12 protein-coding genes, 1 tRNA gene and 1 pseudogene are annotated in these 13,825 nt (G+C 41.3%); 5 read left to right on the top strand and 9 right to left on the bottom strand.

Annotated features, from left to right (window positions below; genetic code table 11):
* Positions 1 to 29: 29 nt before the first annotated feature.
* Positions 30 to 287, top strand: a complete 258-nt coding sequence (locus ACYRY3_RS08785) for a hypothetical protein (RefSeq protein ID WP_460201312.1) — start codon at positions 30 to 32, stop codon at positions 285 to 287.
* A gap of 154 nt (positions 288 to 441) precedes the next feature.
* Here ACYRY3_RS08785 and ACYRY3_RS08780 read toward each other — a convergent pair whose 3' ends face one another.
* From ACYRY3_RS08780 to ACYRY3_RS08760, 5 genes are all read right to left on the bottom strand, one after another.
* The gene (locus ACYRY3_RS08780) at positions 442 to 1,446 is read right to left on the bottom strand and encodes an ABC transporter ATP-binding protein (RefSeq protein ID WP_460201311.1); all 1,005 of its coding nucleotides are present in this window, start codon (positions 1,444 to 1,446) and stop codon (positions 442 to 444) included.
* Positions 1,443 to 2,534, bottom strand: a complete 1,092-nt coding sequence (locus ACYRY3_RS08775) for an iron chelate uptake ABC transporter family permease subunit (protein WP_460201310.1) — start codon at positions 2,532 to 2,534, stop codon at positions 1,443 to 1,445. Before ACYRY3_RS08775 ends, ACYRY3_RS08780 begins: the two co-directional genes overlap by 4 nt.
* 58 nt (positions 2,535 to 2,592) lie before the next feature.
* Positions 2,593 to 3,828, bottom strand: a complete 1,236-nt coding sequence (locus ACYRY3_RS08770) for an ABC transporter substrate-binding protein (RefSeq protein ID WP_460201309.1) — start codon at positions 3,826 to 3,828, stop codon at positions 2,593 to 2,595.
* A 73-nt stretch (positions 3,829 to 3,901) separates the two neighbouring features.
* Complete coding sequence (locus ACYRY3_RS08765) at positions 3,902 to 5,071, bottom strand: MbnH family di-heme enzyme (RefSeq protein WP_460201308.1); 1,170 nt, start codon at positions 5,069 to 5,071, stop codon at positions 3,902 to 3,904.
* A gap of 14 nt (positions 5,072 to 5,085) precedes the next feature.
* Positions 5,086 to 5,985 carry an MbnP family copper-binding protein gene (locus ACYRY3_RS08760; protein WP_460201307.1) on the bottom strand — a complete coding sequence of 300 codons (900 nt, stop codon included), beginning with the start codon at positions 5,983 to 5,985 and terminating at the stop codon, positions 5,086 to 5,088.
* A 178-nt stretch (positions 5,986 to 6,163) separates the two neighbouring features.
* Here ACYRY3_RS08760 and ACYRY3_RS08755 point away from each other — a divergent pair, with 178 nt between their 5' ends.
* Together ACYRY3_RS08755 and ACYRY3_RS08750 are read left to right on the top strand one after the other, a co-directional pair.
* Positions 6,164 to 6,718, top strand: a complete 555-nt coding sequence (locus tag ACYRY3_RS08755) for a GNAT family N-acetyltransferase (RefSeq protein ID WP_460201306.1) — start codon at positions 6,164 to 6,166, stop codon at positions 6,716 to 6,718.
* Between the two features lie 99 nt (positions 6,719 to 6,817).
* Positions 6,818 to 7,051: pseudogene (locus ACYRY3_RS08750) on the top strand (hypothetical protein); the annotation flags it as partial.
* A 458-nt stretch (positions 7,052 to 7,509) separates the two neighbouring features.
* Here the strand turns inward: ACYRY3_RS08750 and ACYRY3_RS08745 are convergent.
* Complete coding sequence (locus tag ACYRY3_RS08745; protein WP_460201305.1) at positions 7,510 to 8,532, bottom strand: iron-containing redox enzyme family protein; 1,023 nt, start codon at positions 8,530 to 8,532, stop codon at positions 7,510 to 7,512.
* A 750-nt stretch (positions 8,533 to 9,282) separates the two neighbouring features.
* Here ACYRY3_RS08745 and ACYRY3_RS08740 point away from each other — a divergent pair.
* A complete protein-coding gene (locus tag ACYRY3_RS08740; protein ID WP_460201304.1) occupies positions 9,283 to 10,299 on the top strand; it encodes a sulfate/molybdate ABC transporter ATP-binding protein in 1,017 nt (338 codons plus the stop codon).
* Positions 10,300 to 10,319: 20 nt separating this feature from the next.
* On the opposite strand, the gene ACYRY3_RS08735 is transcribed toward ACYRY3_RS08740, so the two are convergent.
* Positions 10,320 to 11,396, bottom strand: coding sequence for a hypothetical protein (locus ACYRY3_RS08735; RefSeq protein ID WP_460201303.1), 1,077 nt, complete (start codon positions 11,394 to 11,396; stop codon positions 10,320 to 10,322).
* A gap of 596 nt (positions 11,397 to 11,992) precedes the next feature.
* On the opposite strand from ACYRY3_RS08735, the gene ACYRY3_RS08730 reads away from it, so the two are divergent.
* Positions 11,993 to 12,064, top strand: a tRNA-Cys gene (locus ACYRY3_RS08730).
* A 107-nt stretch (positions 12,065 to 12,171) separates the two neighbouring features.
* Here the strand turns inward: ACYRY3_RS08730 and ACYRY3_RS08725 are convergent.
* Together ACYRY3_RS08725 and ACYRY3_RS08720 are read right to left on the bottom strand one after the other, a co-directional pair.
* Complete coding sequence (locus tag ACYRY3_RS08725; RefSeq protein ID WP_460201302.1) at positions 12,172 to 12,765, bottom strand: HPP family protein; 594 nt, start codon at positions 12,763 to 12,765, stop codon at positions 12,172 to 12,174.
* Between the two features lie 697 nt (positions 12,766 to 13,462).
* Positions 13,463 to 13,825, bottom strand: a 363-nt coding sequence (locus ACYRY3_RS08720; protein WP_460201301.1) for a sensor histidine kinase, incomplete at its 5' end; no start/stop codon positions are given.

Genomic DNA, 13,825 nt, shown 5'->3' with positions numbered 1-13,825 from the left:
AAAATCCATTATTAAATCAACTAAAAAAAATGAACCTATTTACAGAATATCCAGAAAAAGACGAATTCAAATATTGCGAGCTAATGAGTAGTCTAGCCAAAAAGCGGATGGACAATCTTTACGGGGATGAGAAGAAAGAACCTGCAAAGAGAGATACTCATGCTAAAACCCACGCGGCTGTTCAAGGAACCCTAGAAATCTTTGACTTTGATGAAGCAGCAATTAAGCGCGAATTGTGCCATTCATGTCGTTCACCTTTGATTTCAATGTGGAGAGGTTTTGTTTGACCCCCCTTGATGTTTCTATCGTAACGAAATGTTAAGCGTTTCTCATCTTCCGATCTGTCGTGGTGTCCGTCGATAAAGGTGCGGTTATTAACCCAAGTACCTTAGTAAGGGAGGACTTGCACCCCTGCAATTGGGTATACTGAACTATACTGGGCTAACTAGAAGCTAAAAATTTGACCAGTTTATACAAGGAGTGATGGGTGTAGACACTATTTCCGATTGTCGTTCGCCAATAAACTCGTTCCTCTTGTGCGATCGCTTCTATTAAAATTTCCGCGTCTTGAGACACTTGGAATCCGATTCTTTGTAAAGCGCGAGTTGTCCAGAAAACTGCAATACCCTCACCCACCAAATGAACTTTTCTTTTATAAGGTATGTTGAGCAGAAATTCACCAGAAGCAACGTCAAACTCCACACCTTCACTGTGAAAAGTTTCAGCAAAAGCTCCACTCAACACCAAATCCTCTGGCGCACCAACATGCAAAGTTCCATTGCTTGCTAACAACCAAACTTTATCAGCTAAACGTAAAGCTAGATTGAGATCGTGGGTGGAAAGGAGAATGGCTTGATTACTCTCCCAGGCAATTTGGCGCAGTAATTGCATAATCTCCACTCGCCGTGGTAAATCTAGAAATGCTGTTGGCTCATCAAGTAGCATGGCAATTGGTGACTGTGCTAATGCACGAGCGATCGCAATTTTTTGCCGTTCACCATCACTCAGTTCGCTCACATTTCGTTGTGCTAAGTGTGCAGCATCTACAGATTTTAGAGCCCAAGCAACTGTGGTTTCATCTTGGGGTGTTAACTTTCCCCACCAGTTGGTATAAGGATAGCGTCCTAGCGCCACCAAGGAATAAGCTGAAAGTATGCCTACATCTAATTTCTCGGTGAGTACCAAGCTAAGACGTTTCGCTAATTCTTGTGGGGGTAATTTGTAGACATCGTCTCCTAAAAGCCGCACTTCACCCTGGATGGGGCTTTGCATTCCAGCTAGTGTCCGCAATAAAGTTGATTTACCCGCACCATTAGGACCAAGCAAACAAACCAATTCCCCTGGTTTTAGAGATACAGATATATTAGACGCAACACTCCGGAAAGTTTTTCGAGAGGTTTTGTAGCCAATAGTTAGATTGTGAGTTGTTAGAATCGCGTCACTCATGAGGGAAAAGAGTTTTGAGAATTACGCCGCAAAATCACCCAAGTGACTACGGGAGTTCCTATCAAAGCAGTCACAGCATTTAATGGTAAAACAATGTCGTTTCCTGGAAGTTGGGAAATCAAATCTGCAAACAATGCGAGGATTGCACCCATTATCATCACTGCGGGAATGAGAACCCGATGATCTGAGGTGTGAAACAGACTGCGACAGAGGTGGGGAATAGCGACACCCAGAAAAGCGATAGGACCGCAAAAAGCAGTCATTGCACCCGCCAAAACAGAAGCACTGGTGATAATGAAAAATCTAGCTTTTTGAACTGTTAACCCCAAACTGCGTGCATAAGATTCCCCCAGTAAAAGTGCATTGAGTGGTTTTGATAGCAACAGCGCCACCAATAACCCCGAAAGTACAACTGGGGCTAGAACAACCATTTGTTTCCACGTGACACCTGCAAAACTACCAAAAGTCCACGTCAGGTAACTTTGAATGCGCTCTTGCGAACTAAAATGCAGCAGAATACTCACAATTGCACTCGTCGCATAACCAAACAGTAAACCTAAAATGAGGAGTGTCATTGTGTCTTGAATCCGGCGAGAAACAATTAGCGTTATCCCAAGAACTGAAGCTGCGCCGAGACTGGCTGCTATAACTAAACCAAAATCCCCAATTATTCCTAAATCTTGGAATAATGCAGGCGCACCTGTTGCGGTTGCGGTGAGTACAACTAATGCAACCCCTAAACTTGCACCGGAACTGATTCCCAAGACAAAGGGTCCGGCTAAAGGGTTTCTAAATAAGGTTTGCATTTGCAACCCACTTACGCCTAATGCAGCACCAGCAAGACTGGCGGTTAAGGCTTTGGGTAAGCGAAATTTAAGAACAATATTAGTCCAAGTGATTTTTTCTGGTTGTTGTCCTAGTAGGATTGTGATGACTTGATTTAGGGGTATTTGAGCTGAACCTAGGGCTATGTCGAGTAAGAAAGCAATTAGGAGCGTTATAAGTAGTATGGGGAAGATAAGTGTTGATAAGGGAAGATTTTGAGAGTTTTTTAAAATGGGCTTTAATTTGTGTTTGAGTGATGACATTTTTATTATACGAACCGTACTAAGCGCAGAGAACCCCGAGTCAAGAGGATAGCAAAGATTAGGAGAGTTTGCGGTAGTATTTTAGCGTGCGATCGCTTAGAACTTCTGGATGTAGAATTTGGATGAGGTCGGATAGAACAACATGGGGGTTGCTGATTCCGCTTTCCCAGTAGTCGTTCCCGTCACTGGAGTTGAGACGGGCGTTGTTATTGTAGATTTGACCGTTTTTTACTGCTTTAAAGTCGGCATAGCGACTATCTTCAGCAAGTAAATCTTTTTTTGTTTTCCATGATTGGCTACCGTTTAACCAGTAGTCAGCATTGGCAGCACGCTCAAAAACTTTTTCAAAGGATAATGGTATGGTGCCAGATAATTCGTTATCTTTCCACAGGTAATTCGCACCTGCATCAGCTAAATATTGTGCTACATAACTTTTACCCCCAGGCATATACCACGTACCTTTGAAGTTGAATCCCACAAAGACTGTTGGGCGTTTCTTAACCGCTTTGGCTTGAGTTGAAATTGCTTCATATTGTTGGGCAATTTCGCCAAACAGTTTTTCTGCTTTTGCCTCACGGTTGAAAAACAAAGATGTAAACTTTAGCCATTCTGCTTGTCCTAATGGAGATGATTCCATATATTCAGCGTTGATGGCGACTTTTAAGCCGAGTTCTAGCAATTTGGGATAGCTATCAATGGTGGAATTGCCCGAACCGTAAGTTGTCACTAAGTCAGGATTTAATTCTAAGATTTTTTCTAGATTTACATTGGTGCTATTCCCCAGCTTTGCTACTTTACCTTCCTTGATTTCTTGGGCAATACGATCGGTGTTAATCCTTTCTGCATCGCTAACTCCCAAAAGTTTATCTACGACTCCTAACATATCTAAATGAGGTAAGTGAGTTGTAGAAAGAGAAACTATTGTATTGATGGGAACTTGGATTATTTGCGATTCTCGAAAACCTTTAGGTACGGGTGTGCCACATTGAACGAGAACATATTGAAATGTGGTGTCAGCATTTCTCCAGGGATTTTTGACTGTGACAATTTTATAATTTTTGTGGTATTCTACTATAAATCCTTTAGCGTAATTGACACTGACTTTTTCAGGGAAGTAATCAATTTCTGGATTATAAGTTTCAATACATCCTTGAGGAACATTAGTGTTAGAGAATGGAGTTGTGCTAGCGCTCGGTATACTAACATCATTGGTCTTGGTTATGCCATGACACGCGATAACCAAAACAGCTACTAAGACTATCTGACACAAAAAAATTAAGGTTTTAGATTGCAAAAAGCTGCACCAATTTTAACTTATACAATTGTATGATATGTTTTATGCCCTTGTTGGGGAAGTACTGCGAACGCTAGTTGGCTGAATTCGGGTCGCTAAATGCAGGATTATTGATGAAGGTCTCATCAGTTAAGCTTTGCAAAAAAGCCAACAAGTCTTGCTTTTCAGCTTGAGTCAGCTTAAAGCCTTTGATAAAAGTACTTTTGAGTGGGTTTTTGCTGCCAACACCTGCATACTGCCCGGTAGAAATTGTTCTGCCACCAGCAGCGTAATGCGCGATCGCTTCTTCTAAAGTGGCAATGCTGCCATCGTGCATATAAGGAGCTGTTAGGGCAATATTCCGCAAGGTGGGAGCTTTAAACCGTCCCATATCTGAGGATGTCTTGGTAATTTCATAGACTCCTGTATTATTCGGTGGATATGCCCCTTTGCCATCAATGTTGTATAACCCAGTATTGTGGAATGCAATTTCCTGAAACGCCAGCCTTTCATGCTTTAAGGAGTCAGAGAAATTTATGCCGCCGTGACAGTGGAAGCATTCCAAACGTTCGCTGTTAAATAATATTTCCCCTCTTTTTGCAGCAGCAGAAATTGCATTTGCCTCCCCACCATAACGATAGCGATCGTAAGGTGAATTGACAGAAATCAGAGTGCGTTCAAAAGCAGCGATCGCCTTGGCGAGGTTTGCAATACTGATATAATCGTCCTGAGCACCAAACGCAGCAGCAAAGAACTGCCGATACATAGCATCTCCTCGTAGCATTGTCAAGATTTCCTCTTCCCGTCCAGCCATCCCCATCTCAACTGGATGTTCCCCAAACAGAGGCACCAATAACTGAGTTTCCAGGTCTTTCATAATGGGGTTAGCCCAAGTTAGCACTGAATTATAAGCTATATTGGTCAGACTCATGGAATTACGGGGGTGCTTTTCTCCAGTCGCACCGACTGCCACTGGTTTAGCATCTGCGAAAGCCTTTGCCTGAATATGGCAAGAACCACAGGAGAATTCTCCCGTAATTGACAGACGCTTCTCATAAAAAAGGTGCCTTCCCAACTCCACTTTTGCTGCACTCATGGGGTTATTTGCTGGCACCACTGGCTTTGGCATCCAGGCAGGAATGTTCCAGTTATATGCTGATGGGGTAGCGTCACTGGGTGGTGAAATGAAAGCGTTCAGACACAGCGACAGGCAACAGGACAAAATGCAAGCAATAACAAAGGTTGACCAACGTCTCCAATTCATTCAGCTAGTTTGTATCATTTAACTTGGAAGAAGGTTTGCTTTGAAGGATTGCCATTAAAAGGTATACCAAAATTCGCCATAATGCCAGCACAGTTTTTATCCGTAGAATCTGACATACAACCGACACCAGTGTTAGCTTGATTAGTTTCCAAGTTAGTACTTGCTAACAATGCCTTTAAATCAGCAACGACAACATTTCGATTGGGGTCAAAGTTGGCAAAGCTGATAGTTGAAGTGTTGGGATTGCTACAACTTGTTGGTTTCTGGCTATTGTTCGCTGCTTGACAACCCGTGCTGCCAATATGGATAGCAAATCCTTGACCGCCATGTCTGTCTTGTTTTACGTTGGTATTGTGGGCAGACATTGGCTTCCTCAGGTCGATCCGCACAAACTTGTAACCCCCGTTCCAGCTCCACCATAGAGAAGTGAGGTTCAGGGGAGAAGAAGCAAGTGTGGCATCTTCGTGATTTAACTGAAAAGGAACACCCAAGGTAAATTTTAAACCCTTATAATTGCCTTTTGGTATAGTACCAGTGATGCGATCTCTGACCTCAGAAGTCCCATTGGCACAAGCACCAGATTTATTCTCAAAATCCAGTAAAGCCACATTTTGGTATTGCCACTTACCATCCTGCGTTAGCTTTAACGGTACCACCTTACCACTGTCATCAATCAGGGCAACATCCGATACATAAAAACGGAAGTCTGTAGCGGTTACAGTAGTTGGTGGTTGACCGACTTGTGCATAATTTTCACCACAACTAAACGGCTTATCGCCGACCATCCCACGAAATTGGATTGTCACTTCTTGGGAACCATTAGCTTGGGCATGAGTTTCGGTTATTCCCCAGAAACTACTGAGAAACCCAAGTGCTACAAAAGTGGTAGATACTAGGAAGAATTTCCGTTGCACGGTAGTTTTTATCAATAGTTTAATTAGAGTAACAGTTGAAAGTTACAACATTATTGTATACTTTTCACCAAGCTTTAAAATTATGTGTGCAAGTAGAAGATGTACTGGATTTCTTTAATTTTGGACAATCCTTTCCTCTTGCAGATATGTGTCTGTTAATACACGTGATGTAAGTGCAATGCGAACGAAAATAGAATTAATTCGCGGTCAAGATAACATGACCGTAGAAGCATATTTAGTAGAATTGGCACAAAAACACGTTAAGGATTATGTTTTGTTTTGGAAAGAACAATTAAGATTGTACGGACAAGAAGATAAGTTTTGGGACTGGGAGTTCAAACTGCGGTTCATCATTACCAGACAAGAGAACCGCGAAGGCTATGCAATTGAGTATGAAGGCGAAACGCAGGGTTTAATGTTGATCGAAACTCAGTTGCACGGTTCGCGGTTTACAGAGGGGAAAAGGCTGATATATGTTGAAGGTATTGCCTCCGCTCCTTGGAACAGACAATTTATTCAACGTCCGCCAAAATTAAAAGGCGTTGGTACTGCGCTTTTGGCGTTTGCAAGAAATCGCAGTATAGAACTAGGTTATGAAGGTAGAATAGGGTTACATTCTTTACCAGGAGCCGAAGAATTTTATGAAAATCAAGGTATGATTAATTTGGGGGAAGATGAAGATTATGACGACCTAATTTATTTTGAATATGGAGTTCGTCGTGTTCCTGAGTAATGTAGCGAGAGTACATAATAAGTTACTCACTAATCCCATACAACTAATCCACTTGTCTTTATCATAATGAAAATATGATACAAATAATAGATGTAAGTGATGAGCCAGCAACAACCACCAAACAATCAATCTACCTCTAACCAAGACAAAGCAGTAAATCCGATGGATTTGTTGAAAGATGAAGAATGGTTCAGAAAAGCGATCGAGGCTGAGGACAAAGTAGGTGGTAACATAGGCGCAGGATTAGATTGGGGTAGTGCATTTGGCGAATTGATGCTCAACCTTGAACTTTTGGGACGTTTAAAAACATTACGTATTTCTTTAAATAGAGAATAGTTTGGGTGGGGCGCATTGCCAAGAATTTCTGTCACAATTTCCCAAGCTTGTGCTATCCAAAGAGCTTTTTCTTTATCAGTATTTGTCCCTTTTGTGATAATAATATTTAATTCAAAAATTGCCCGGTCGTCACTTTTAATAGCACCGCCTATATACCATTGCGATCGCCCATAAATGGTTTCAAAACGAACAACAATTAATTCCTTCTTTTTGCGAAGGGTTTTTTCGGTTATTAGAGATAAAGCTTCAGCAAGCCTATCTGCAATATTCTTAAGAAAACCCTTATTAGTCTTTAGTATTATGAGTGGCATTACTGACATTTCCTGTGATTGTTGGTACTGCCACCAGTCTTCAAACTGTAAAGGCACCAACATTTTTAGATAAATGAAGTATGGAGGTAAGGGCGCAATACGTTGCACCCTTATTTTATGCATTTCAAACAGCATCTGAGGCTGTTAAGCAGCTTCAAGCCTTTTGTCTGTTTCGTTACGGCGTAACAAAATACCCTTAAGAATACCGTCATAAACTCCAGCTCTAGCTTCAAGCATCCGCATCGCACTAGAGAACACTTTTTCCAAGTCACCAAAGGTATGCATATAGGGTATTCCTGCAGCAAACCATCCTTCACCGTGTTCTTCATCTAACTCACAGTGAACGACAAAAAATTTCACTAACTCTTCACTCAAACCCCGACGGCGTAGATGTGCCAAAACTCGCTTCTGTTGTAGGGGGATTGCTAATTCTAAAGCTCCCATCCCACCAATACCATATTGAAGACCATCCGCAAACCAGCAGAGGTTTATTTTGGTATTGAGCAGATGACAAGTTTCTGCGTTAATATCCTCCGAACGCGCTCCTCCAAAGTAGTCCATGAGAGGCTCAAATAAATTGGGGTGAGCTTGGGTAAAATCCCCTTGACCAAACTCGTCATGGAGATTGTGATAAAGTTCTTCGCGCATTTCAAAAGGCACAATCAGGCTGAAGGCAGCAACGTGTAAGTGAAAACGTTGCATATTAACTCGGTAATTAGCAAGGAAGTAACGAATTTCTTCATCGCTCAACCCATCATTATCGAATAGTTCAAATAATGGATGATGGTTGACACGATGTTGACTAATCCGTTCTTTCAGCCAAGGCATGAACTCCTCAACTCTGGTGATTTCAGAAGGAATTTGCTCTTGAGGTAGGTATTGCTGCTCAATCTGCTCAATTAAATGGCGAATTTCCCATTCTTTCATGAAACGGTCAGTTCCTAACCCAAATCCTTCTCGCATTAATTGCAAGTTCATTTCAAATAGAAGGAATTGAATTTTTTTCCAAGCAGAACCTCCTTTATTTTGGAAAGCTTCAATTGCCAAATTTTCAATTTCCTCAACCGGGGAGACATACTGCTTAAAATACTGCTTGAGTATTTTCCAGGGATTATTCTGTGCTTCTAATTTGGATGATAGGATTTCTGTGTTGTTCAGTTGCAACATTGTCTGCACTCCTAGTGATGAGAGTTTTATGTTTGTATACTTATTCCTCACAGGATGTTTGGGGATTTACAGAAATCATCGAAGAGCACAGACTTTATATGACTTTATATGACTTTATAGCAGTTTTTATATGCGGTGAGGTACACTACATTGTCAGGATACAAGCCATTGAGCCTCTACTATATGCAAAACTCTTATGGTTCAAATTTGACTTCCTAAAATTACAAAAAAAAATATTTAGTTGCAGCAGTCGAGCATCATTATTATGCACAAAACAAGTTTTCTTATATCTTGTACCTGTAGGGGTTGACTGCAAATCAGCAAATCAAGAGGCAAAAGTGTAACAAGGAGAAATGAAATCCGCTTAAGTATTATTTAGTTATTAAATTGTCTCAAAGTGTTGGTGTTATTGCTGATAAATGCTTAGAGAACTCTCGATTAAGTCCTCTCACTTAAAATGATAATCATAGAGAGGGGTGGAGGTGGCTCGCGACGGCGATCGCTTCCCCTCTTCAAAGATGATCGTTCTTTTTAAACGTACTTTACCAATAACCAATGACAAAGGACGATTCTCATGAGTTAACTTTATTTGTATTATTCTACCTAATGACAGATGACAAAGGCGATATATAATTACCTACTTAAAGCCAAAAATCTATAAATAGTGCAGCAAAAACAATATGATGGTATACTGTGATATACGCTAATCTTATCAAAAACCCGTAGATTAGTTACTGAGGTGCAAGCACAGTGGGCATAGTAGTTGAGAACGTATCTAAAGAGTTTGGTAATTTTAAAGCAGTCGATGAAGTCAGTCTGGAAGTAAAGAGTGGCTCATTAGTAGCACTGCTAGGACCATCTGGTTCCGGAAAATCTACCCTACTGCGATTGATTGCGGGTTTAGAACTGCCAGATAGTGGCAGAATCTTGCTGACGGGCAAAGACGCCACATATCAAAGCGTGCAACAACGGAAAATTGGCTTTGTGTTCCAGCACTATGCTCTATTCAAGCATATGACGGTGAGGCAAAACATTGCCTTTGGTTTAGAAATTCGCAAATCCTCAAAAGCAAAAATCAAAGAAAGGGTCGAACAGTTGCTAGATTTAGTGCAACTGAGCGGTTTGGGTAATCGTTACCCATCACAGCTTTCCGGGGGACAACGTCAAAGAGTCGCACTGGCACGGGCGCTGGCAGTAGAACCGGAAGTACTGCTCTTAGATGAACCGTTTGGCGCACTTGATGCCAAAGTTCGTAAAGACTTAAGAGCTTGGTTGCGCCGCTTACATGACGAAGTCCACGTTACCACCGTATTTGTGACCCACGACCAAGAGGAAGCAATGGAAGTTTCCGATGAAGTCGTGGTGATGAACAAAGGGCGAGTGGAACAGGTAGGCACACCAGCAGAAATATACGACCATCCAGCAACAGCCTTTGTGATGAGTTTTATCGGTCCTGTTAACGTGTTGCCCAGTACTGCTAAGATTTTCCAGAGTAACGGTTTTGATTCTGCCCATCCAGAAGTATTCCTACGTCCCCAAGACGTGATTGTAGAAACATCTCCCAACGGCAGCACAGTACAAGCCAGGGTAACTCGGTTGATACATTTAGGGTGGGAAGTGCAAGCAGAATTGACTTTGGATGATGGGCAGGTAGTCACAGCCCATTTAACACGAGAACGGTATGACGAGTTAAAGCTGGAACCACAACAAAAGGTTTATGTCAAGCCCAAAGATGCAAAGTCTTTTCCGCTTTACTATTCGATTTAAAAGACCACAACTTTACTGTCTTACTCCGCAGTCAGGAAGATGCTGTAATTAGTATTACCTGATTGTGGTTGAATTCGTAAGTAGTAAGTACCAGCACCTAATGACACACTTTGACTCAAATCACCTAGAACACCATTATCAGATGTGATTAGTGCGGTATTCCTAGAACTTAAAACCTGACCTTCACTATCAAGCAATTCCTCAAATACACTGCGAGAAGCACCAGCATTAACTATATTGACAGTGCGAGTTGTATTTAAATCAAATCGGTAGTAGTCTACAGAATCGGATGGACCAACAAATTCAACTGCGTAAACTAAATTTGAACCTACTTTCAACTGGTAGGCATTACTTAGTGTGTTTCCAGCATTGTCACTAGCAGCAGAACGCCCTTCGTAAGAGCCATATGTGTCGTAGTGCTTGACCAAGTCAATGCCTCTGAAGCCTGACAAGTCAGGGTTATTTGTTCTGTAATAACCAGAATCAAAAAAGAGCGAAGCTTTTCGACCTTCATCTAGACCATCAACTTCAAAATGTTGTAACAGTTGTCTGTTGTTGAACACAGCCAAGTCATTGTAGTTAGACCGGTAGTAATTGAAGTCAATATAAGGCGAAAACTGTCGTCCTTCCTCAATACCATAAATTTCAAAATGGTTTAATAATTGAGACCCATTCATATTGGAAAGATCCGAGTTAAGCGCTTGATAGAATTGGAGAGTGAAAATAGGAGAAAAAACGCGGCCCTCTTCAACACCAAAGGTATTCAAATGGTTAAACAGTTGTTCATTGTTAAAACCAGCTAGGTCATTGTTGTAAGCACGGTAAGAACTGAGGTCAACAATTGGAGAGAAACTCCGTCCTTCAGCAACCCCAAACTCTCTAAAGTGGTCGAACAGTTGGCTGTTATCGAAGTTTGCAAGGTCAGAATTACTAGCCCGATAGAAATTCAAATCCACCAGTGGTGAAAACAGCCGACCTTCGTTTAAACCAAATGTTTGGAAGTGGGACAAGGCTTGAGCATCATTGAAAGAAGCCAAGTCAGAATTTGCAGCACGATAAAAATTGGCATTAAATGCGCTTTCAACGGTCAAAGACATACCAAACTCCTGAGTTTAAGTAAAGCGGTGCAAATAAAGTTAACTGGTTAAAGCCGTCCTTTATCATTTGTCATTAGTAAGGGTTTCAGGTAAATTTCTGTTTTTTAACAGAGTTCTATTTATTTCTACCTACTTACTTCTCAACCTCAGGTTTAGTCGTTTATGTAAAATTGACCATTTCCTTACAGAAATTTACACATTAACTAGGTGTTGTCCTCAGTCCTTCGTCATTTGTCATTGGTAAAGCTGTCCCAAGCAGACGTAGGTGGGCACTGCCCACCATGAATCAATCAGTGCCACAGCCCTACCAACAAAAACCAGCGTAAAGGACGTAATTCTGTTTATTCTCGCCTACTTACTTGTTTTGAAGTGTTAAAAGCTACAAAAATTAGACAACTGTAGGCATACCTTTATAACTATGGCTCTAGAAGCAGGTATAGGTAGGTAACAGCCATTTAGTTATGATTCAAATGTTGGCTATCACAATACTTCTATGCTATGATAGATAGAGCTTAAAAGATGGCTACTAAAACTGCTTAACAATAAGTAGACAAGTGTCCAACTGTAAGCTAGCGACTAGTAACTTAGCCCAGTCTGGCGGCATAGCCAAGTGGTAAGGCAGAGGTCTGCAAAACCTCCATTCCCCAGTTCAAATCTGGGTGCCGCCTTTAGGAAAATCAAGTATTTCAGGGCTTTTAAGCCCTCTTCTGTCACTCTGGGAGAAGAAAAATAAGAGCTAAATTTTAACTCTAGACAGGGTTATTTGGAAAAGAAATTAAAACCAATATTTGGGATAAGTCCTCTCTTTCGCTAGATTATTGAAAACCACAGCACAAAGTACCAAAATTATAGAACCTTCTAGTACAGGAGTTAGCAGAAACTGCCAGGATGGTTTTGTCATCATGACAACTAATGCAACAGCTCCAGAAGGTGGATGCAAAGTTGCACTCAGCTGCATCATTCCAATGGCTGTTGCCACTGCCATTCCCATTGCCCAAGGTTCCGATCCGAAAGTGTGCAGAATAGTCAGGCTAACTAAAGCCGCTACGAGATTACCGCCAATTACATTACGGGGTTGTGCTAACGGGCTATCAGGGACACCAAAAATCAATACGCTGGTCGCACCAAAGGGAGCTATAAGTAGAGGAGTATTGGTTTTCACGGAAAGGTAAGCTGTGGCTGCTATTCCTATAAAACTACCTAGCCAGCTCCAAAAGATATGTGTGTAATGAGGTCTCTCTAGAGCAACTAAACGCCTACTTGCCCGGATTTTGAACCAGTAATTTTTCCATTTTAAATGGACGTTTTTATAATTTAATCTGGATAAGTAGGTGTCATTGCTCCGTTCTTTTGGTAAATAGCTTTTCATAATTCTCCACAGAAACTATAAGAAAAAGCAATTTTTTTGAAAAATTTTCTGCGTATGATTGTCCCTGCAACCCTTGGAATTTATGAATAAACAAGGGAAGCGATAGCTTCGCTACAGCATAGCGGCAGAACGCAAGTTTACTAGAGCCAAAATATCTCTAGTTTGTTAACAGCCTGAATCCACAATCTGGGTTCTAGCCTGCTATTCCATAATTGCAGGCATCCCACGCAACCCAGTTTTCTTGAATTGAGTCAAGGAAACCTCGGTTTTTACAGACAAAGAAATTAGTTTTTTCCCAATGGATGACTAATGAATCGGCACTTTAGGGCTCGGCAATTCCCATACATTTATAGATGACAAATTTCAAAAATTTTTCCACTTTATTATTGTTATAGTTTCATGACATTTGTCTTCATAATATCCTCTTAAGGATCTCAATAGAACTTAAAAAATATATAAATAAGTAATTTTAACTATAAGCTGGTTTTATATATAAGCAATGCCGATAAGGTTTTCGTCCCGTTTTGATGACTACTGGGAAAGTGAAGTGGAAATTGTGCAGCAGTGATTGTGTTGGGTTTGGTTCCTCAAACGCCACTTGCTTCAATGGGGGGAACCCCCACAACGCAGTGGCTCCCCAACCTACGTTCATCCTTTATCCTTCATACTTCATACTTGAAATGTTGGGTTTCGTGCCTCAACCCAACCTACGCTGGGTGATGTTGCACAACTGAGGCGATCGCTGTCTAACGGGAATGGTAATAATAAACTCTGCTCCCTTCCCTGGTGCTGAAATACATTGCATTTGTCCTCCGTGTTTAGCAACAATAATTTGATAGCTAATGCTCAAGCCCAAACCTGTCCCTTTGCCAATAGGTTTGGTAGTAAAAAAGGGGTCAAAAAGGTGTCGTTGCACATCTTCAGTCATTCCCAGTCCATTGTCTATAATATGAATCGCAACAAAATCATTATTAATAGCTGTGGTACGAATCCGAATCTGAGGATCGCTCGCGACTTCGGACTGTTCGATTGTTGAGTGTTGACAGTTAACCATTAACTC

It is taken from the genome of Scytonema sp. NUACC21 (assembly GCF_054684315.1).
Note: the sequence above shows the minus strand (reverse complement) of the source record. Positions and strands in the feature narration are given on the sequence as shown.

Bases quoted from the DNA above. Each gene is read 5' to 3' on its own strand.
- ACYRY3_RS08785 (WP_460201312.1), top strand. From the start codon at position 30: ATGAACCTATTTACAGAATATCCAGAAAAAGACGAATTCAAATATTGC.
- ACYRY3_RS08780 (WP_460201311.1), bottom strand. From the start codon at position 1,446: ATGAGTGACGCGATTCTAACAACTCACAATCTAACTATTGGCTACAAA.
- ACYRY3_RS08775 (WP_460201310.1), bottom strand. From the start codon at position 2,534: ATGTCATCACTCAAACACAAATTAAAGCCCATTTTAAAAAACTCTCAA.
- ACYRY3_RS08765 (WP_460201308.1), bottom strand. From the start codon at position 5,071: ATGAATTGGAGACGTTGGTCAACCTTTGTTATTGCTTGCATTTTGTCC.
- ACYRY3_RS08755 (WP_460201306.1), top strand. From the start codon at position 6,164: ATGCGAACGAAAATAGAATTAATTCGCGGTCAAGATAACATGACCGTA.
- ACYRY3_RS08745 (WP_460201305.1), bottom strand. From the start codon at position 8,532: ATGTTGCAACTGAACAACACAGAAATCCTATCATCCAAATTAGAAGCA.
- ACYRY3_RS08735 (WP_460201303.1), bottom strand. From the start codon at position 11,396: ATGTCTTTGACCGTTGAAAGCGCATTTAATGCCAATTTTTATCGTGCT.
- ACYRY3_RS08725 (WP_460201302.1), bottom strand. From the start codon at position 12,765: ATGAAAAGCTATTTACCAAAAGAACGGAGCAATGACACCTACTTATCC.